A 19,538-nucleotide genomic window follows, 5' to 3' on the forward strand; every position below is an offset into this window, starting at 1 on the left:
TAGAATGGAGCAAGTTTATGTATAGAAGAATGATAGGTATTTTTATTCCTAAGCACCATTATGAATCAATGAAAAATGAATATTCCCTTCATCCATCCTATGCCCAATATGAATCTACTGCAGAATTTTATCAACTTTCCGTTTGTTTTCTTTGTTCAGATTGCAGATTATACTCCAATGATATCCATGCCTTACTAAGAGATACGGAAAGCAATAAGTTCAAGGAAAAGAGTATACCTATACCAAAAGTTGTTTATAATCGAGCTCATTTAAATAACAAAAAAGTACGGCAAACACTATTTCATTTTATTCAATCAGGTTCAAAGGTATTTAACTATATATCAATAATGAATAGTAAATATTTTGTTCACCAATTATTAGAAAAAGAAGAACATCTTATTCGTTACCTTCCAACTACTTTAAAAGGCAACGGCAAAAACTTAGAAAAAGCTTTACAGCATATGGAGAATTTTTTTGTAAAACCTTGTTACAGCAGTATCGGGAAAGGAATCATGAATATACAAAAAGAAGTGGACGGTGATTGGTATCTTTATAAAAAGCATACGACAAAAAAAAGCTGGGAAAAAAGTTTATTTAATTCGGTCGAGATAAATAGGGTAAAAAGACTGTTTAAACAACATCCTTTTATTATCCAAGAAAGAATACCTTTAGCGACTTTTCAAAACAGACCATTTGATTTAAGAGTTGTCGTTCAAAAAGATGGTATAGGTAAATGGGTCATCAGCGGAATTGTTGCAAAATTAGCACCAGAAGGTCATGTCATTACAAATGTGGCAAGAGGAGGAGAAATTGGATTACTTCAGGACTACTTTACACACAGAGAAATCTCTATTCAAGATATCCAAAAAAATATCAACACACTTGGTGTTGATATAGCAAAAGCACTTGAAAAGAATTGGCCTCACATAGCAGATTTAGGATTAGACGTTGGTATTACTGAAAATGGTACTCCATATTTCATTGAATGCAACTTAAGAGGTCAATATGGTGCATTTAGAAAAAAAAGGGATTACTTGCCATTTTGGGAGAAAATACATGATACACCAATTGAATATGCGAATTATTTGATGAATCAGATTGATTGAACAAAATTATCTGCGTATTATTATATTTAATTTATTTACAAATAGGCTAGCCATACTTCCAAGTATTGAACTTCTTATAATATCATATGGATAATGTACTCCTGCCCATACACGAGATAAACCGATGAAGAAAGAGGAAGTAAATAAAAATTTGCCCAAAGATTTGTTATACAAATAGGCTGTTGTTGATACAGCAAATGCCAAGAGTGTATGTTTGCTTAAATAAGAAGAGTCTTGCAAAGATGATAACAAGACATTCGCATTGCGAGTAAGATAAGGTCTGGGACGGTACTTAATTTGATTCAAGAGCTTTTTGAGACCTAATGTCATGATTACTGATGCGATAGATTCAATTGCAATCTTTTTATTTGAGTGTTTCGTACCGAATTGTAAGACGAGAACAAAAATAAACAAGTAGCGTAATTCATTTGATGCAAATACCATGAGTCGATCTAAGAAAAGATTTCTGCCTGCAAATCCATTGATGATGGAAAATAATTTTTGATCCATTTATTCTTCTCCTTATGTAAAACATTCCCCAGATATTATTCTCAAATAAAACATAGGTATGCAAAAGAAAATTCATTTCGAAATGATAAATAGCTTAGCCAACGAGCATAATAGGTATTGAAAAACAAAAGAGGAGGACATAAAATGACAAACCGTAATGATAATCGTGAACGAAAAAACAAATATCCAAATAACAAGAAACAAGATGCTGAATTTTCGAAGGATCTTTCAATTAGAAGTGAGATCACAAAGAAGGATTTAAATAAATAACTAAAAATAACGGGTATCATTTGGTACCCGTTACTTATTATCTCCTTTTTGATCGGCGATTTCTTGACACTGGTCTTTGATGATTTTGTTGATTTTCCTCTTTTCTATTACCATTGTCAGATCTGTTTTCTCTTTTCACTCTACCTCCACGCTCATTTGGCCGCTTTGCCTTTTTTACCTGCTCTTTTCTCTCTTGTTCATAATCCTCCCGATCAGGAACACTAATTCCTTTTATCACTTGTTTTTCCAAGTTTAGATGAATTCCTTTTTCAATCATTCGTAAAAAGTCCATATCCTTCGGAGCAACTAATGTATAGGCAACACCTGTTCCGCCTGCACGACCAGTCCGGCCGATTCTGTGAACATAGCTCTCAACATCATGAGGAATATCATAATTATAAACATGTGTAACACCTTCTACATCAAGTCCTCTTGCGGCTACATCTGTTGCTACTAAAAATTGAATTTTGGCTTCACGAAATCGCTTCATAGCTTTTTCTCGTTTTGCTTGCGTTAAATCACCATGAAGTTCATCTGAATCATAGCCATTAGCAAGTAATGCCTCTTGCAGTTTTTTGGCACGAATTTTTGTCCGACAAAAGATAATCCCTAAGAAAGGACGATGCTCTTGTAATAAATGCAGCAAAGTAGCTTGTTTTCTCCGGTCTGTTGTTTCAACAGCTATTTGCTTTATTTCATCAACTGTTATTCTCTTTGCCTGTACTTGTATGTTTAAAGGTTCTATCATATATTTTTTTGCAAGAGATTTGATTTCGTTTGGCATTGTTGCAGAGAATAACATCGTTTGTCTTGTTGAGAGTGTTTCATAAATAATGTCCTCGACTTCAGGAAGAAAACCCATATGTAACATTTGATCTGCTTCATCTAATACAAGCATTTGGACAGTCGATAAATCAATCGTTGCGCGGCGAATATGATCTAATAACCGACCTGGTGTTGCTACAACAATGTGTTGAGCTCCTTTTAATTTCTTCAACTGATGTTCAACATCCTGACCACCATAAACAGCCAAAACGTTGAGTCCTTCCACATTTTCAATCATCCGTTTTATTTCTTTAGAAATTTGCTGAGCTAATTCCCTTGTTGGAGTTAAAATAAGGGCTTGTACTTCGTCATTTTGTATATTAATTTTTTCAATAATTGGAAGGACAAAAGCAAGGGTCTTTCCTGTCCCGGTTTGGGCCTGTGCGATAACATCTTTACCTTCTATAACCTTCGGAATGGTTTGTTCCTGGATTGGTGTCGGTTGTGTAAGTCCTAATGATTTTAATGTATAATTAATTTCTTTTCGTATTCCTAATTGTAAGAAATCAGCCAAGGTTTATCACATCTTCTTTCTATTCATACTAATTGTTAGTTTTTCCAAACAACAGCTAAATAACTATACCATATTAACAACCTGATTTCATAAAATCTTATGGAAATAGAAAAGAGGCAGACCTTTTCAGACTGCCTAACATTACTCTTGTATAACTAAAACTGAAACTTATCTTGAGACATTGTTTCTCTTAATAAATATTTTTGAATTTTTCCGCTTGCATTTCGAGGGAGCTCGTTAACAAAAACATATCTTCTTGGTCTTTTAAATGGCGCAAGCTTATCTGAATTCTTTAAGAATTGATCAAGCTGCTCCCCTGTAATCTGCTGATCTTTTTTTACTATAACAGCAATTACTCTTTCTCCCCAAAACTCATCAGGTTCACCTAAAACGGCCACATCTAAAATTCCTTCATGCTCGTATAAAGCATCTTCTACTTCCCTTGGATATACATTTTCACCACCGCTAATGACCATGTCGTCTACTCGATCTGCCACAAACAAATAGCCGTCCTCGTCGAAGTAGCCTAAATCACCTGAATGATACCATCCTTTGTACATCGCTTCCTCGGTAGCTTCTTCTCTATTATAATACCCAATCATCATACAAGGACCCTTTACAATAATTTCTCCAATTTCTCCAGAGGGAAGGATGTCATCTGGATCTGATGGTCCTTCCTCATTTGGTTTGACTACCCTTATCTCATGATTAAAACAAGCTCTTCCAGCAGATCCTGCTTTAGATAATTGCTCATCTGTTTCTAAAAATGCAATAGCAGGTCCCATTTCTGTCATCCCGTATGCTTGAACAAGTTCGATTCCTAATTTTTCTTTACAAGCTTTGACTAATACCGGAGCCATTGGAGCTGCACCATACAAGCCAACTTGTAGTGTAGACAATTCATATTTCTCCAATTCTTCCTGAAGAAGCATATTCCACATTGTAGGAGCAGCAAAGAGCATCGTGATTTTTTCATTCTCAATTGTTTCTAATGCCTGTTCAGCATCGAAATGATGCAGGATGACATTTTTAGCACCTGAATGTACCCGTGGTAAAAAGCTGCAATGCAGCTCTGCGCAATGGAACATCGGCGCTGTTACTAATCCGATATCCTTTGAAGTAATTTGCAGCGCATTGATACAAATTAAACTTTGTTCAATCATATCCCGGTGGCGGTGCATAACCCCCTTTGGTCTTCCGGTTGTACCACTAGTGTACATAATAGCATACGTATCATTTTCACTAATTTCACAATTTGGATTTGTTGTAGGAGAATACTTGATGATGTCTTGATAAGAAGAAGCATAAGGTGATGTTGTCTCATCGATGCTCCAAAACAGTATCGTTGGAAATCGATCGTGTATTTTCGTGATTTGTTCTTCTAATTCTTTCTCGTAGATCACGATTTTTGGAGCAGCATCCATTAATATATACGAAATTTCATCAGGCTTTAAACGAAAGTTAATCGGATTAATAATCGCTCCTATTTTTGCTGCTGCAAAGTACGCTGTTCCCAATTCAAAACAGTTAAATAACAATGTAGACACCCTGTCCCCGTTTCTGACACCGGAAGCTAACATGGCATGTGCAAGTTGATTGACTTCAATATTCCATTCTTCAAATGTACTACGTACTCCTCTCGTTTTGTCTACTATAGCTTCTTTATTCTTATATTTACTTACCGTTTGTTCAAATAACTCACCGATTGTAACATACATTTTCTCTCAACCTCCACATGAAGAGTAAGCGTTTACACAAGTCTTATATATGTATTTCAAGAAAAAGAAAAAAATTCCTCTGTTTGACAAGAACATTTTTCTACGTACACAAAGAGTCTGCCTTTTATGACAGACTCTGAATGACTTTAATCTTGTTTTACATATTCTTTAAGAGGTGAATTGATTTCTACTAATCCTTCAACAACCAGTGAGGCGATCGTATATGCACCTTGTTCTTGTAAATGTGTATTATCTTTTTTTCCTTCTGGAAAATGTTTATATTCAAATGGTTCCAACCACAAAAATATTTTTTTAGTATTTTCCGGTCCAATTTTATTAAATAGCTGCTTGCTTTTAGTTGTTAAATCTATTAGTTCCACATTTTCTTCAACAGCTAATTCCTTCATTGCACTAGGATAATTTCCATGTGAATCTATAATGTTCCCCTGCTTTGAAAAATTTCTTCTTTCAACTGGAGTAACGAGTATAGGAATTGCTCCTTTTTCCCTTGCTTCGTCAATGTATTTTTTTAAATACATCTTATATGTTGTAAATGGATCTGTGTACCGCTTGACATCTGCCTTTTTTGCATCATTATGACCAAATTGTATGAATAAATAATCGCCTTTCCTTATCTCTCTTTTCACCTTTTGAAATCTTCCCTCATCATAAAAGCTTTTTGAGCTTCTTCCTGGGATGGAAGCATTGTGAACAACAACCCGTTCATGAAAAAAATCGTTTAATTTTTGTCCCCAGCCCATTCTAGGTGCTAACTTTGGTTTATAAGTGGAAACTGTCGAATCTCCAATAAGATAAATATGAATTGAATCTTTGTCTCTTTTTTTCATTATAGCAACCGAATCATCTGAAAATAGGAACAGAAAGATCATTAAACAACTAAATATAATAACAGTAAAACACCAAAACTTCCGTTTCAATCAGGATTTCCCCTCCTTTAACCTTATTTTTCTCAAATACACTATAAAAAATGTACCTTGAATAGGGCTTTAAAGTAAAGAAAAAATAGACTAAAGAGAGTTGACATGAGGATAAAATTTATATATCATATATTTGTAAACGCTTTCAAATATGAGGTGATTTTAATGTGTGAAATTGCAAAAGAAAAATCCAAATCTGAAATTATTACAGCCTTAATCGACCATAATGTATTTAAAATGCCTGATGGAAGACAATTTTATGAAGCTTCCGAAAATGAGCTTAAATCGATTCTTTATACACATTCTGATATAAAGCATATATGTTAACTTATATATTTAATCAAGGCCATAATTAAGGCTATTATTTTTTTGGGTATAGCACCTCCTTTTCATACAAACGATAAAGAATAACATGACAAGGAGGTCCATCAATGAAAAAAGAACACTGTGAGGAAGAGATGGATTATCTCAATCATTATCTCAATGAACAAATTACTCGGATATGTGTTATCGAGGAAGATGAAAGAATGAGAGAAGAATTAGTAAAAAAAGATAATGAGTAAGCACCCATTATCTTTTTTTGCTTTTTTATGTCCCAATGTAGTTGTTTTGATTCACTCATACACTTTTGCAACAAAAATAGATTGTTGTTCATTCTCTTTTGCCAATTCTTTTGAGATGGTACTTGTTAAACTATAATTGCCTTTAGCATCATGCCCTAATTCCCATATCATCATACCGCCAAATCCATGATCAAGAGCTAGATCTGTTTTCTTATTAATTGTTTGTATTCCATTATAATGATAAGTTGTTCCATGCATCTTTACAGTATCACGTTGAGCGTTTTCCGGATTTTCTTTTACAATGGCTCCATATGACATTTGGTTTATTGAGACATCTTCCGGTTGTGCATAAAAAGGAACACCTAAGATCAGTTTTTCTTTTGATAATTTGTGTTTATCAAATAATGTTGACCAGTAGACTACAATATCTTCAGCAAATGGATAGGGAGATAAATTTGCGGCATTATATTCTCCGTCCCATTGTCCGTCATATGCCATAATATTTACATAATCAACATAGTTGAACATCTCCGGTTTAAACACTACTGATTGAATTTCTGTGCCTGTTACACTATGAATCTTTGAATATACGGCGATCGATAATTCTTTATCAAGCTTAGACAACTTTTCATCTAGTGCTTGAATGAATATATTCAAGTTTTCTGCATCCTCATTCGATCTCGGATGTTCAAAATCAATGTCTATTCCATCAAGGTTTTCTGTCTTTGTTAGTGAAATAAGTTCATCTACTAATTTTGTTCGTGAAGTGCTGTTTGAAATTGCTGCCCGAAAATAATCATACGACTCTCCACCTTCAATGTGATACCAGCCACCGACTGCTAATAAAACTTTTGTTTTTTGTTCATGTGCTTTTTTTACCATCGCCTTTAAGTTCGTTTTAGCTGTTTCTCCGTTCAATAAGACTCGTCCATCCTTTGCAGGGTGTGCGAATGAAAAAATCACATGTGTAAGATCTGCATAGTCAATTGAGGACGGATCTCTAAAGTCCTGCACATAACCAATTAATACTTTTTTCTTTTCTTCTTGAATTTGGGGTGTTTCCTTTAAAGTAGGGTTTTTTTCTGACTTTGGTGCCTTTGTTAAGACCTTAGAAACATTCGATTTCTTTTCACTATTATTTTGATATAGGATACCGGAGAAGAAGCCTCCTGTAAATATGATCAAGATCATTAGAATTTTGATGATGTTTTTCCTCACATATTTCACTCCTTAGAAAAACAAAGTTATCCTAAAGATCGTAACAAAAAAACACTCATCCTTTCGATGGTAATATTAGTTAAAATCCTTACGTCTTTACAAGAAGTTCAACTATGACATTTTCAATCCGCTTCCTTTTGCGATCGGATGCCATTAAGTCGTACGCTGTAAAAGTAAACTTAGGCAGGACAAGCATGTTTTCTTTCCATAATTTCTCCAATTCTTGTAAAACCATTGCTTCTGCTACTGACTTTTCATTCTTCACTTTCAACTTAATATCAATTAAAAAAAGCTCCTTCTGTGTTACCTTATATTCGAGTATATCATCAGATGAAAGCATGATTGCTCTCCGAATAAAATCAGGGAATAGCATATGTTTCTTCCCTGTTTGTTCATGAATTCCATGAAAAATATCATCACATCGGCCATCAATCCGCTCCAAGGCTAAAAAATGTGAACCACAAGGACAAGGTGTTTTCCTCTCAATTAACACATCATTTAATCGATAGCGTATTAATGGCTGTGTCCTTCTAGTAAAATCAGTAATTATAGGAACAAAAATCCCTTTTTCTTTATCTAAATATTCCTTTTGAATAGCTATTATATCTTCGTTCATATGTAAAACTCCATGTGAGCAGGTTGTTGCTAAAAATCCTTCTGTTGCTTGATACACTTGATGTAGATTTTGTTGAAATATCTCCTCAATAAAAGTTTTATCAACATCCTCTAAAACCTCTGCAACAGAAATGATCTTTCCTGGAGTAATATCAATGAGGTTGTTTCCTTTCCACTCTGCGATCATACGCAGCATAGATGGTGGTGCAATGATAATCGTCGGTTTCAATTCATGCAACCTTTTTTGGTGAGTTTTCAGATCTTCAACTAAATCAAAAAAATGGAAACTTATTTTACTACTTTTTGTTGATTCATATAAATTATTGTTAGCACGTAAGAAAAAAGCGATTTTATGCTCATCCATTAGACTTCCTGGTAGCAGCTTTGCAAGGACCTCTCCAGCCCACATCGCTGATTCTTTTTCGCTCACTAAAAACAACCCTCGATTTCCACTTGTTCCGGAGGATAAACCAATTGAAACATGATTGATTTTCGGAGAAAAATCCCTTGTTTTCTCAGCTTTTGCTGCCAATTGAAAGGCTTCTTTTTTTGTTATACCTGCTGTGTTTAATTCGTCAAAATGATCCATCATTTCTCGCTTAGATATGACGGGTAAAGTTTCCCATTCAAGCTGATGATTCTGGTAATAGTTTTGATAAAAAGGAGAATGTGTTAAAACAAATGCTAAATGCTTTTTAATTTTTTTATTTTGATAAACTTGAATGGCCTTTCTTGATGAAAAACGCCTTATATGTTTTGACAGAAGATATTGTTTTAGGAGTACAAGTTTATTCATATATATATCCCTCTTTCACCAAGTTCCATGTCTTTTGACAATGGGTTGGCAAAATATCAATTTCAGGTGAATTTTTTGAAAGTTGATGTAGCATATTAATGTTTTTCTTATATGCCGTTCCATCCTCAATGAGCAAATTAGTGATTTTATGAGGAAATAGCAGCTCTTCATATGCCTGACTAGTCCAGACTGCATCCGCACATAGTAATACTTTTTTTCCACTTTCCAAGGAAACAAAAATCCCCAGTTGACCGATTGCATGGCCTGTTAAATCGATAGCAAAGAGGGATCCATCCCCAAATACATCAAAACCTTTATGAAACGGTTGAAACTGACTGCTTAATGATATCTCAGGAAGTTCATCAATAAAGTCCATTCTTTTATCCATGTCTTCAGGTAGTAAATAAACTAAGCAACCTTTTGTTAAAGCTTTAACTTTATTAAATTGTCTAATATGGTCATACGCCTTTTTAAAGGTTAAAATTTTCGCAGATGGAAAGTCCTTTAATCCTGCTGTATGGTCACCATGGAAATGAGATAGAATAATATATCGTATTTCTGATGAATGAATCCCTTCATTCCATAATTGGTTTTTTATCGATTGTGCTTCCGAGAAAAAAACAGGAGTTAATTTTGCATATATAGAATAAGGAAATGATTTGGTAGCTTCTAGAAACTTCATTGAATATCCTGTATCAAATAAAATGTACCCTTTAGTTGGATGCCTCAATAATGCTACTGTTGCAGGGAACTTCATTTTCTTTAAAGATCCTTTAGGGTTAACAATCTTTTCAGGATGTGTGCAATATCCGCATTCAAAGAGCTTAAGCATTTCAATTGGCATGATTTTTCCACCATTCAATAAATTCATTTGTGCCTTGTTCAATCGAAATAGCCGGTTCATACCCCAATTCATCTCTGGCTTTTTCAATTGAAAGTGTTTGTGATTGTGATAATACACTAACTGTATATCGAGTTAATAGAGGCTCTTTTCCTCCTATCACAAAGGTGGAGATATACTCTAACATGTTTGCTAGAAAAAACGCTTTGTTAAATGAAATTTCTTTGTACGTAAAGGATTTCCCTAATCTTTCCATAACCAATTCTATCATGCTATATAAATTGACTCGTTCACCATTTGTAATATTGTATTTATGTCCAAGTGTAGCATCACTAGATGTTAAACAGAGAAGTATGGCATCCACTACATTTTCTATATAGGTCATATCAATTTCGACTTTCCCTGAACCAATCTTCGGAAACATTCCTTTTTCACACACTTTAATTAATCTAGGGAAAATAGCTTGATCACCAGGTCCAAATAAAGCCCGTGGCCGAAGAGTAATTGTCGCAAGACCATTTTGAAATGCTCGATCGATTTCAAGCTCTGCAAGATATTTCGTTTTAGCATAATGGTTTACAAATTTGCTTGGTAATGCTTGATTTTCTTTTACATCTATTCGTTCGTCATAATGAAAATAAATACTTGGTGTTGAAATATGTATTAATCGTTTTACTTTCCATTTTAAACATCCTTCAATCACATTCTGCGTTCCAACCACATTTGCCTGATAAAAATCCTTGTATTTTCCCCAAGGTGAGGACAGTGCTCCACAATGGATCACATAATCCTGCTTTTCACAAAGAGCCAAGATCAAATCTCTGTTGTCCAATGCACTCGGAACAAAACGGATACCATTTTTGATTAATTCGTCACCGATCTTTTCATTTCGACCAGTCCCTGTTACGTCATATCCCATTGAAGCAAGGCGTTTAGCTACTTTCAACCCTAAAAATCCTGTTGCTCCTGTAACAAGCACTTTCATATTTCATCACCGTGTTTTAGTTCAGTTACAAATACTTTTAATCTAGTATTCAAGAATAATACCTCCGATAGATAAACCTGCAGATGTTCCTAATAATAATACTAGGTCTCCCCGTTCCAATTTTCCAGATCCAATAGCCTCATGGAAGGCCAGTGGAATAGATGCTGCTATGACATTTCCGTAATTCTCGATTATGCTCATAAACCGCTCTTCTTTAACACCCAGTTTTTTTCGGATAATTTTCATTGCGGACTTACTAGCTTGATGAGGAATGACCATTTGCATATCATGTATAGTTAATCCAGTTTGTTGAAACAATCCTTCTAGAAAATCAGGTAACTTTTTATAGGATAATTTAAATATTGCCCGACCATCCATATCAAATAAAAAATCATTCGCAGATTGATCACTATAATTTCTTGGGTGAATTTTTGTTCCACCGCCTCTTATCTCTGAAAATATAGCCCCTTCACTGTACGTTTCCATTTTCGAGGCGATGATCCCCGATGCTTCATTACTGTGAGACAAAATAAATGCACAAGCACCATCTCCAAATAATATACTGCTTTCATGTTGACTCCAATTTAAACCAACAGAGGATATCTCGGAAGAAACGATTAGCACATGTTGAAATCTTTTTTGATCAATTGCATATGACATCATGTCCAGAGCTGTTACAAAGCTAAGGCATGTTGAGTTAAAGTCAAAGCAAGGAATTCCTGAGTCTTCTAAACCTAATTGTTTTTGTATTAATGAAGCATTACATGGTATAGCCTGTTCATTTGTTCCGCTTGCACTAATAATACAATCTAGATCTGACAATGATATATTTGCATCTTCGATGGCTGACTTTGCTGCTTCTGCCCCCATGTATGATGCTGTTTCGTTCTCAACAAAATACCTCTGTTTCACACCAGATTTTTTCTCAGACCAGCCTTCTGTTTTTCCAATTATTACATCAATTTCTTGAGCATTCACGATCCGTTTAGGTACATAGGATCCAGTACCAAGTATTTTTACTTTTCGTTTCATTTTCACTTACACCTCATTCATCCAATCCATCTTATCTATATCTTTATGATTCAGATTCTTAATTTTACCATTTTTTCCACTAATTAAGGAGGGATATTTACTTAACAATAAAAGAAAAAGGACGTTTCCCATAAGGATAACGCCAAAATATATATCTTATTTAACTTTTTCACCAGCTTTAAATTGTTTCAAGATTTTTGTGAAAACATATGCAGTTATTGCAATCCCAAAATCAATGAAAAATAAAAATAGTTGATTCATTCCATTATTAAATTCAATGAATCCTATTTGAGTTTCTAATGTTGCAAAACCAAATGCAAAAATAGCACTTAATACAATCGAATATAGGATAAAACTTTTGTTATGATTTGTACAATATTGATAGACAAGTAAAAATCCTACAGGAAGTGCAGAAGCAGTCATGTTGAGAGCATAAGGCAATAAAGGCGTTAAGAAAAATTTATGAACAAATAAACCATTTCTTGAGATCATGATATCTATATATGTCCAAAGCACGTGAACAGTGTATCCAAAAAAGAATACTTCAAACAATCTTTCTCGATCTACAGTGAAGTAAAGTAGAAATAGAGGAATGATCATTAAGGAAGCAATTATCCAGAACTGCCATGTTCCAAAACCGGAATACTCATTCCAGAATGAAGAAAATAATGAAATTAACTGTTGATTATTTTCTTCAATTTTCTGCCAGTATTCATTAATAGTCATAACCTAACCACCCTAACAGCTCAATTGATGTCAAGCATAATCATGTTTTTAACTTGTCTTTGATTGAATTAATCTCCTTTATGTACGTCAAGTGTAGTAAATATAAACTTAGTTTGAATGAATGATTGTTCTTCTATTCAAAAATTACTCGCCTCTTTTTTCTAATTCATTCCCTATATCGATGTTCGTTCATTTCCTTCAATGATTACTTCACCCAATCTAAATAATTTCAAACAGTTGTATAAAATTCTTGACTAGTTTCTTCATTTCATTAGATAATACTCATAAGTAATATAATTTCAATATGGAGTTTTTCATCATGGGACAAAGAGGACGAAAACAAGGTTCAATTGGAGTAAAAAGTAAAGCGATATTACTTTCTATTGCAACCGATGAATTTGCTACAAATGGCTTTCATGAAACAAAAATTAGTACCATCGTAAAAAAAGCGGGTGTAACTCAACCTACTTTTTATTTATATTTTCATAGCAAAGAAGCTATATTTCAGGAACTAGTCTCCCATTTTCGAACTAAGCTGACAGACTTAACTAAAGAAAGCAGACTTGAATCAGGTCTAGATGTAAACACCCTTCCAGGGAGAATAGTCGTTGGACTTTCTGCTATCTTCCACTTTTTAGACGAGGATCATCAGTTAACCAAGATCGGCTTTTTTATTTCAACAGAAGCTGATGATATAAAAAGTCAAATTGCAGATCTAATAGCAAGTAATTTGGTTTCAGAACAGAAAGATGGATATTTTCGTAAAGATATTGATATGAGAATTGTTGCGGATGGATTAGTCGGTGTAATTGAACGACTTACTGTAACAAGTCTTTTTAAAGGACTTAAAAAACCTGATGAATTAGCAAGAGAAATTGTAGATCTTTTTTTGTATGGCTTGCAGAATCAATAACTTCGATACCTTATATAAATGGGGATGATCATGATGAATTCATTGGAATCGATAAAAAATGAAGGTTTGGATTTAGAGTGGATTAAACTGATGAAATTTGCTTTAGAAATTGGTTTGTCAATAGAAGAAGTTCAGAACTTTTTAAATAAAAATCGAAAAAGTTAATTTCACTATTACATATATGTATAATTAGTAATTAGCATAAAAAAAGGATCGTTATGAACAATCCTCAAGAATTTCACATTAACTGCTATATGAACTAAAAAAACCACTAGATTTCCCTTTTCTTTTATAATACTGATGCCCGTGCTTTGATGGATGATGATGCTTTGAGTATTTTCTTCGATTAAAATCACTTGAGCTATGTTTTCCATGAGATTTTTTGTCTAATAAAGATTTTAGTATTTTATTTAACATGCTATTATCTCTCCCTTTTTATACTTACTTTCAAATTTATTTCCAAAATACTTTTAACTTTAATACATCTTTTATAAACTCTTCAATTGAAGAGTTATTTCTTTGGTTATACCATCTTTGAATGGTTTCCAAAAGCCAAATCGGGATCGCCTTTCCATCAACTAAGTGATAATATTCATCATAGGCTTTTTTCAAATGTTCCCATCGATGATCATTTCCCGGTTTTAAGTATTCTGATACATCAATTACTTTTGCTCTGCCGTTCTGAAGTAAGATGTTTTTCAAATGAATATCTCTTGGATTTAGATTCTGTTGTTGTGCATAAATTCGTGCATCCTCAACATCTGCAATTGCCTGTGACGGAATATGGATACCTTGAAGTAGGCAGTCATAAAGTGTAATACCAGATTCAAAACTTAATACTAAATATCTATCATAAGCTCCAAAACATTTGGAAAAGTAAGGTGAGCCATTTAATTCTTTATAGACTTTCGCTTCTGTTTGAATTTTATCCCTTTTCTCCTCTGCATATAGCTTAAAAGCATATGATGGTTCATGAACATATTGAAAAACAGCAGCGTCTGTACCAATACCAATACAACTTAGATCATGAACATTTCCTGAAATCGTTACTGGTTTATTGTTAGTATTTGATGTAATTTTTATTTGTGACAATAGTTCATCTACTACTAATATATCTTTCTCCATACTATCACCCAATTTCTCCTATAGTAACATTTCGTTTTTGTTGGAAATTAATTATGCTGCTAAATATGCTTTTCACTCACTCCCATTCAATAGTATAAGCTAAAAGAAAGAATTCCTTACTAAAAGAAAAAGACCTTTACCGATGATGGTAAAGATCTAAAAAAAGACCTTTACCAAATTGAAAAATCAATTGGCAAAGGTCTCGCTAGCAATAATTATTGCCAACAAAGCCGGGGTATGAACCCGAAATGACGACTTTGTTTAACAGCTACTCCCCTTTGGAGGAATTAACGTTCATTTAACTTACTACCATTTTAACAGAATTTTCACATTAAGTCAATTTTGAATAAGCCAAAGAAATTTCTCATCTATTCTTTATTTTAACCAATGGGAAGGAATATCTAAAGATGAAGGTAATTTTGTATGAAGATCTCCATTGGCCGAATTAATTTGCGCTTGTGTTAAAAAAATACTCCCACTTAAATTTGCTCCACTAATATTTGCGTCTCGAAGGTCAGCACCAATAAAATCAACATACCTTAAGTCAGCATCTCTTAGATCACATGCAATAAGAAAAGCTCCCCTTAAATTTTCTCCTCTAAGATTTGCGCCCCTTAAATTTGCGCCAATCAGTTCGATTCCTTTTTTCAATTTCACCTTTTGTTTTTGACCGTTCTTTTCTGTAGTACGCACAAATACACTCGTACTATTTAATACATCATTAACAAATGCTCTATGTTGTAATAGATCTATTTTTAATATAGACTTCGGATTTAAATAGGTGAGGTGTTCAGTCTGTTCTATTGCTTGATGTATATCTTTATGTATTTCTCTTGCTTCTTTTCTATTTAGAGCTTCATATAAATAACGAAGCATTTCATGAAGTTGTTGCATGATTGGGAAGACATCAAACATTTCTTTTGCAATTTCTTTTTTGTTTTTCCACTCATTCCCATTATATGTTACTTGTGAAACCTTTTGACCTGCACCGAAACATTCGTAAACAGTACAACCGCGAAATCCATTACTTCTTAAATTCTTATGAATGCTACATCGATAATCCGACTGAAGGTTACCACATGGTATGCCACTGTCCTTATCATAGGCAAAATCTGCGGATTTCATATAAGGCAAAGCTACACAACACAAGCCAAAGCAATTTTCACAATCTGCACTTAGGTCTTTTAACTCTGTTGCTTTTATACTCAAAACTTCCACTTCCTTATTACTTCTACTGGGAAATTTTAACAATAAGAATAACCGGAGTATGTTTACCATCTCCGGTTAATTCTTCATTAAACATTATTATTGCACTAACTCGTCCACTGATTGCTTTTCGTAAATTCGTTTGATCGCTTCACTAATTAATGGCGCGACGGATAACTCAACTAATTTGTCAATACGCTTTTCTTCCGGAATTGTAATTGAGTCGGTTATAACCAATTCCTTTATTTTAGAACTTTGGATTCGTTCAATTGCAGGGCCGGATAAAACCGGATGTGTACAACATGCATACACTTCTTTTGCCCCATGCTCTACTAGTGCATTTGCGGCTAATGTTATGGTACCAGCTGTGTCGATAATATCATCAATTAAGATTGCTGTTTTCCCTTCAATATGGCCTACGATATTCATAACCTCTACAACATTTGGTCTTGGACGTCTTTTATCAATTATCGCAATTGGAGCTTTCAAACGATCTGCTAATTTACGAGCTCGTGTAACACCGCCGTGGTCTGGTGAAACAATGACAATATCCTCTAAGTTCTTATTTATGAAGTATTCCCCTAAGATTGGAACACCTAATAGATGGTCTATTGGAATATCAAAGAAGCCTTGAATCTGGGGTGCATGTAAATCAAGAGCAATCACACGAGTAGAGCCTGCTCTTTGAAGTAGATTTGCCACTAGCTTTGCAGTAATTGGCTCCCTTGCTCTAGCTTTACGGTCCTGTCTGGCATATCCGTAATATGGAATAACCAAGTTGATTGTTTTTGCAGATGCGCGCTTTAAGGCATCTACCATAATTAATAGTTCCATTAAATGTTCATTTACAGGATTGCTAATCGATTGGACGATGTACACCTCATCTCCACGAATACTTTCCTCAATGTTAATTTGAATTTCTCCATCACTAAAACGAGTAACAGAACTCTTCCCTAATTCAATCCCAAGAATTTCGGCAATCTTCCTCGCTAACTTGGGATCAGAGTTAAGCGAAAATAGTTTTAAATTAGAATCTGCATAACGACTAGGCATGGTAAAGTGAAAACCTCCAGTTGGACTTATAATTTGTGGCCATGTTATTGATAAGAATTGATTTTTTATCATTATTAAATGAAACGGAAATCAACAGGAAATTTAAACAAGCCTCAAAATGAGTAATTTACATACCTATTTTACACTATTCGGTTTGTATTCAACAGAGACTTCACTATAATTCTTTTATTTTTTGTGAACTCTTTTTCATAAAGTAGTCATTGGCCGTAAAAAATACGGGACCTAATGAGATCCCGCATTTTGACTTTTTTTTTATCTATTGTTTACAAGCAGTTTTTTTCTCGTGTACTCAGCTGCTAGTACCATTACCTTTAACGCTGCAATCGTTTCTTCTATTCCGCGTGTCTTTAATCCACAATCAGGATTTATCCAGAACAATTTTGGATCCAACACTTGAAGTGCCCGATCAATATTTCTTAAAAGCTCCTCAACTTTTGGCACTCGTGGACTATGTATATCATATACACCCAGTCCAATCCCTTTATTATATGTGGTTTCTTCAAAAGCTTGGATTAATTCTCCGTGACTTCTTGAAGTTTCAATAGAAATAACATCTGCATCAAGCTCATCAATGGTTGTAATAATATTTTTAAAATCTGAATAACACATATGTGTATGAATTTGTGTCTCATCTTGCACGGATGTTGTTGCAAGCTTAAATGCATAAACTGCTTCATTAAGGTAACGATCCCAATTTTCACGTTTTAGAGGTAATCCTTCTCTAATTGCAGGTTCATCAACTTGAATCATTCGGATACCGTTTTTCTCAAGGCTATCAACCTCTTTTCTCAGTGCCAGGGCAATTTGATTGGCCACATCGAAACGGGAAATATCATCACGAACAAATGACCAATTTAATATAGTTATCGGGCCAGTCAGCATTCCTTTAACAGGTTTTGATGTTAGTGATTGAGCGAATACCGTTTCCTTTACCGTCATTGATTCCTTCAAATCAACATCACCATAGATAAGTGGCGGCTTCACACATCGTGATCCATATGATTGAACCCATCCAAACTTTGTAAATTGGAATCCTAATAGTTTTTCTCCAAAATATTCAACCATATCTGTACGTTCGAATTCCCCATGAACCAAAACATCCAGACCTAATTCTTCTTGAATATCTATCCATTTTTTAATCTCTGCTTTTATATATTCCTCATATTCCGCATCGGTTAACTCACCTTTACGCCATTTTAAACGTTGATTTCTTACTTCTTTTGTTTGAGGAAAGCTTCCGATCGTTGTCGTAGGAAGTATTGGTAACCCAAAGGTATTAGCCTGTAATTCCTGACGAACCGAAAAATCCGCTCTCCGGCCTACATCATATACATGAATGTTTTTTATCGCATCTTGTACATCCGAATTGTTTCTAAAAGAAGAATGGTTTAAAGATTGAATAGCTGTAGTACTCTCTTTCAGTTGTTCTTGTATGGATTCAATGCCATTATTTATTGCTTTTGTTAAGACAACAACTTCATTTATTTTTTCATCAGCAAAGGATAGGGCATTTTTGAGAACCTCATCAAGTGCTTCTTCATTTTTTACAGTTACTGGTACATGTAACAAACTTGATGAAGGTTGGACGATTAAACGGTCGTTTGACACAAACTCTGATATTTCTGTCAAAAGTGAATGTTGCTCTTCGAGTTTACAGCGCCAAATGTTACGGCCATTGACTACACCAGCTGCTAACACTTTATCATTCGGAAAACCAAAGCTTTTTAAAGCATTAAGGTGATGGCCGCCATCATGGACAAAATCAAGTCCTATACCATGAACTGGTAATGAACAAACTTCTTTGAAATATTCAATATGATCAAAATACGTTTGTAAAATCACATGAACATTTGGTGCTGCTTCATGTAACTGCTGATAGACTTCACGGAGCAGTTCAAGCTCTTCATAAGTAATATTTGTCGCTACTATTGGTTCATCGATTTGAACCCACTGGACACCTTCTGTTTGTAATTGCTGCAGGATTTCAGCATAAAGCGGGACAAATCTCTTTACTAAATCATGAAACTCAGACTTTTTGTATCCTTTTGATAGTTTTACAAAAGTCACCGGACCTAAAATGACTGGTTTTCCTTCAATATTCAACTTCTGTTTTGCTTCTTTATAAAATGTAAGTGGACGGTTTTCCACAAGTTTAGGCTCAGCATTATTTAACTCAGGCACAATATAGTGATAATTTGTGTTAAACCATTTTGTCATTTCACAAGCAACTGCACCTTTATTACCTCTTGCCATATCAAAATATGTTTCTAAAGAAACTGGGCCAGTCGTGTAATCAAAGCGATCTGGAACAAGACCAAACATTACAGCTGTATCAAGAACATGATCATAAAAGCTGAAATCTCCTATCGGAATTAAATCAATACCTTGCTCTTTTTGTTTTTTTAGATGTTGTAAGCGGATCTCTTCCATTTGGTTTATAAAAGTCCCTTTATCAAGATTACCTGCCCAGTATTGTTCAAGCACCTTTTTCCATTCACGTTTTTCACCAATACGGGGATATCCTAAGTTCGAGCTTTGTATTTGACTCATTGTATTCATGCAC

The 19,538-nt window shown here is 34.3% G+C and carries 20 protein-coding genes; 6 read left to right on the forward strand and 14 right to left on the reverse strand.

Annotation, left to right across the window (positions count from 1 at the left end; translation table 11 throughout):
* The first annotated feature begins 17 nt into the window (after positions 1–17).
* Entirely contained in the window at positions 18–1,106 is a 1,089-nt protein-coding gene (locus BK577_RS17700) for a YheC/YheD family protein (RefSeq protein WP_169908358.1), read from the forward strand.
* 6 nt (positions 1,107–1,112) lie between these two features.
* Here the strand turns inward: BK577_RS17700 and BK577_RS17705 are convergent, their stop codons facing one another.
* The gene (locus tag BK577_RS17705; protein ID WP_078434183.1) at positions 1,113–1,616 is read right to left on the reverse strand and encodes a phosphatase PAP2 family protein; all 504 of its coding nucleotides are present in this window, start codon (positions 1,614–1,616) and stop codon (positions 1,113–1,115) included.
* Between the two features lie 144 nt (positions 1,617–1,760).
* Here BK577_RS17705 and BK577_RS26640 point away from each other — a divergent pair, with 144 nt between their 5' ends.
* Positions 1,761–1,886: a hypothetical protein gene (locus tag BK577_RS26640; protein WP_264144011.1), complete on the forward strand. Its 126-nt coding sequence runs from the start codon at positions 1,761–1,763 to the stop codon at positions 1,884–1,886.
* A 37-nt stretch (positions 1,887–1,923) separates the two neighbouring features.
* Here the strand turns inward: BK577_RS26640 and BK577_RS17710 are convergent, their stop codons facing one another.
* The 3 genes from BK577_RS17710 to BK577_RS17720 all read right to left on the reverse strand — a co-directional run bounded on the left by BK577_RS17710 (position 1,924) and on the right by BK577_RS17720 (position 5,881).
* Positions 1,924–3,225 (reverse strand): DEAD/DEAH box helicase, encoded by a 1,302-nt coding sequence (locus tag BK577_RS17710; RefSeq protein WP_078434184.1) that lies wholly within the window; start codon positions 3,223–3,225, stop codon positions 1,924–1,926.
* Between the two features lie 155 nt (positions 3,226–3,380).
* Positions 3,381–4,943, reverse strand: a complete 1,563-nt coding sequence (locus tag BK577_RS17715) for a fatty acid--CoA ligase (RefSeq protein ID WP_078434185.1) — start codon at positions 4,941–4,943, stop codon at positions 3,381–3,383.
* 146 nt (positions 4,944–5,089) lie between these two features.
* A complete protein-coding gene (locus tag BK577_RS17720) occupies positions 5,090–5,881 on the reverse strand; it encodes a rhamnogalacturonan acetylesterase (RefSeq protein WP_078434186.1) in 792 nt (263 codons plus the stop codon).
* 165 nt (positions 5,882–6,046) lie between these two features.
* On the opposite strand from BK577_RS17720, the gene BK577_RS25795 reads away from it, so the two are divergent.
* Both BK577_RS25795 and BK577_RS26645 read left to right on the forward strand, forming a co-directional pair.
* Positions 6,047–6,208, forward strand: a complete 162-nt coding sequence (locus BK577_RS25795) for a Fur-regulated basic protein FbpA (protein WP_139367381.1) — start codon at positions 6,047–6,049, stop codon at positions 6,206–6,208.
* Positions 6,209–6,312: 104 nt separating this feature from the next.
* On the forward strand, positions 6,313–6,444 hold the full coding sequence (locus tag BK577_RS26645; RefSeq protein ID WP_281252615.1) for a hypothetical protein: 132 nt from the start codon (positions 6,313–6,315) through the stop codon (positions 6,442–6,444).
* Positions 6,445–6,495: 51 nt separating this feature from the next.
* Here BK577_RS26645 and BK577_RS17725 read toward each other — a convergent pair whose 3' ends face one another.
* From BK577_RS17725 to BK577_RS17750, 6 genes are all read right to left on the reverse strand, one after another.
* Positions 6,496–7,662 (reverse strand): glycosyl hydrolase family 18 protein, encoded by a 1,167-nt coding sequence (locus BK577_RS17725; RefSeq protein WP_245823539.1) that lies wholly within the window; start codon positions 7,660–7,662, stop codon positions 6,496–6,498.
* Between the two features lie 88 nt (positions 7,663–7,750).
* On the reverse strand, positions 7,751–9,073 hold the full coding sequence (locus tag BK577_RS17730) for a F390 synthetase-related protein (RefSeq protein WP_078434187.1): 1,323 nt from the start codon (positions 9,071–9,073) through the stop codon (positions 7,751–7,753).
* Positions 9,066–9,917: an MBL fold metallo-hydrolase gene (locus BK577_RS17735; RefSeq protein WP_078434188.1), complete on the reverse strand. Its 852-nt coding sequence runs from the start codon at positions 9,915–9,917 to the stop codon at positions 9,066–9,068. Before BK577_RS17735 ends, BK577_RS17730 begins: the two co-directional genes overlap by 8 nt.
* Positions 9,907–10,899 carry an NAD-dependent epimerase/dehydratase family protein gene (locus BK577_RS17740; RefSeq protein WP_078434189.1) on the reverse strand — a complete coding sequence of 331 codons (993 nt, stop codon included), beginning with the start codon at positions 10,897–10,899 and terminating at the stop codon, positions 9,907–9,909. Before BK577_RS17740 ends, BK577_RS17735 begins: the two co-directional genes overlap by 11 nt.
* Before the next feature lie 42 nt (positions 10,900–10,941).
* Positions 10,942–11,931: a beta-ketoacyl-ACP synthase III gene (locus BK577_RS17745; RefSeq protein WP_078434190.1), complete on the reverse strand. Its 990-nt coding sequence runs from the start codon at positions 11,929–11,931 to the stop codon at positions 10,942–10,944.
* A gap of 156 nt (positions 11,932–12,087) precedes the next feature.
* Entirely contained in the window at positions 12,088–12,657 is a 570-nt protein-coding gene (locus BK577_RS17750) for a hypothetical protein (RefSeq protein ID WP_078434191.1), read from the reverse strand.
* 319 nt (positions 12,658–12,976) lie between these two features.
* Between BK577_RS17750 and BK577_RS17755 the strand changes: the two genes are divergently transcribed.
* Positions 12,977–13,570 carry a TetR/AcrR family transcriptional regulator gene (locus tag BK577_RS17755; RefSeq protein ID WP_078434192.1) on the forward strand — a complete coding sequence of 198 codons (594 nt, stop codon included), beginning with the start codon at positions 12,977–12,979 and terminating at the stop codon, positions 13,568–13,570.
* A 30-nt stretch (positions 13,571–13,600) separates the two neighbouring features.
* Positions 13,601–13,735 (forward strand): anti-repressor SinI family protein, encoded by a 135-nt coding sequence (locus BK577_RS17760; RefSeq protein ID WP_245823540.1) that lies wholly within the window; start codon positions 13,601–13,603, stop codon positions 13,733–13,735.
* A gap of 288 nt (positions 13,736–14,023) precedes the next feature.
* Here the strand turns inward: BK577_RS17760 and BK577_RS17765 are convergent, their stop codons facing one another.
* The 4 genes from BK577_RS17765 to metE form a co-directional block, all read right to left on the reverse strand.
* Positions 14,024–14,695 carry a serine/threonine protein kinase gene (locus BK577_RS17765; protein ID WP_078434194.1) on the reverse strand — a complete coding sequence of 224 codons (672 nt, stop codon included), beginning with the start codon at positions 14,693–14,695 and terminating at the stop codon, positions 14,024–14,026.
* A 375-nt stretch (positions 14,696–15,070) separates the two neighbouring features.
* The gene (locus BK577_RS17770; RefSeq protein ID WP_245823584.1) at positions 15,071–15,820 is read right to left on the reverse strand and encodes a pentapeptide repeat-containing protein; all 750 of its coding nucleotides are present in this window, start codon (positions 15,818–15,820) and stop codon (positions 15,071–15,073) included.
* A 180-nt stretch (positions 15,821–16,000) separates the two neighbouring features.
* Positions 16,001–16,954 carry a ribose-phosphate diphosphokinase gene (locus tag BK577_RS17775; RefSeq protein WP_078434196.1) on the reverse strand — a complete coding sequence of 318 codons (954 nt, stop codon included), beginning with the start codon at positions 16,952–16,954 and terminating at the stop codon, positions 16,001–16,003.
* 273 nt (positions 16,955–17,227) lie between these two features.
* Positions 17,228–19,525 (reverse strand): 5-methyltetrahydropteroyltriglutamate--homocysteine S-methyltransferase, encoded by a 2,298-nt coding sequence (gene metE / locus BK577_RS17780; protein ID WP_078434197.1) that lies wholly within the window; start codon positions 19,523–19,525, stop codon positions 17,228–17,230.
* Positions 19,526–19,538: the final 13 nt, after the last annotated feature.

The sequence above is a fragment of the Metabacillus halosaccharovorans genome (assembly GCF_002019635.1).
GTDB lineage: Bacteria > Bacillota > Bacilli > Bacillales > Bacillaceae > Metabacillus > Metabacillus halosaccharovorans.

Bases quoted from the DNA above. Each gene is read 5' to 3' on its own strand.
- BK577_RS17760 (WP_245823540.1), top strand. From the start codon at position 13,601: ATGATGAATTCATTGGAATCGATAAAAAATGAAGGTTTGGATTTAGAG.
- BK577_RS26645 (WP_281252615.1), top strand. From the start codon at position 6,313: ATGAAAAAAGAACACTGTGAGGAAGAGATGGATTATCTCAATCATTAT.
- BK577_RS17775 (WP_078434196.1), bottom strand. From the start codon at position 16,954: ATGCCTAGTCGTTATGCAGATTCTAATTTAAAACTATTTTCGCTTAAC.
- BK577_RS17735 (WP_078434188.1), bottom strand. From the start codon at position 9,917: ATGCCAATTGAAATGCTTAAGCTCTTTGAATGCGGATATTGCACACAT.
- metE (WP_078434197.1), bottom strand. From the start codon at position 19,525: ATGAGTCAAATACAAAGCTCGAACTTAGGATATCCCCGTATTGGTGAA.
- BK577_RS17740 (WP_078434189.1), bottom strand. From the start codon at position 10,899: ATGAAAGTGCTTGTTACAGGAGCAACAGGATTTTTAGGGTTGAAAGTA.
- BK577_RS17700 (WP_169908358.1), top strand. From the start codon at position 18: ATGTATAGAAGAATGATAGGTATTTTTATTCCTAAGCACCATTATGAA.
- BK577_RS17750 (WP_078434191.1), bottom strand. From the start codon at position 12,657: ATGACTATTAATGAATACTGGCAGAAAATTGAAGAAAATAATCAACAG.
- BK577_RS17745 (WP_078434190.1), bottom strand. From the start codon at position 11,931: ATGAAACGAAAAGTAAAAATACTTGGTACTGGATCCTATGTACCTAAA.
- BK577_RS17770 (WP_245823584.1), bottom strand. From the start codon at position 15,820: ATGAAATCCGCAGATTTTGCCTATGATAAGGACAGTGGCATACCATGT.
- BK577_RS17705 (WP_078434183.1), bottom strand. From the start codon at position 1,616: ATGGATCAAAAATTATTTTCCATCATCAATGGATTTGCAGGCAGAAAT.
- BK577_RS25795 (WP_139367381.1), top strand. From the start codon at position 6,047: ATGTGTGAAATTGCAAAAGAAAAATCCAAATCTGAAATTATTACAGCC.
- BK577_RS17715 (WP_078434185.1), bottom strand. From the start codon at position 4,943: ATGTATGTTACAATCGGTGAGTTATTTGAACAAACGGTAAGTAAATAT.
- BK577_RS17755 (WP_078434192.1), top strand. From the start codon at position 12,977: ATGGGACAAAGAGGACGAAAACAAGGTTCAATTGGAGTAAAAAGTAAA.
- BK577_RS17730 (WP_078434187.1), bottom strand. From the start codon at position 9,073: ATGAATAAACTTGTACTCCTAAAACAATATCTTCTGTCAAAACATATA.
- BK577_RS17765 (WP_078434194.1), bottom strand. From the start codon at position 14,695: ATGGAGAAAGATATATTAGTAGTAGATGAACTATTGTCACAAATAAAA.
- BK577_RS26640 (WP_264144011.1), top strand. From the start codon at position 1,761: ATGACAAACCGTAATGATAATCGTGAACGAAAAAACAAATATCCAAAT.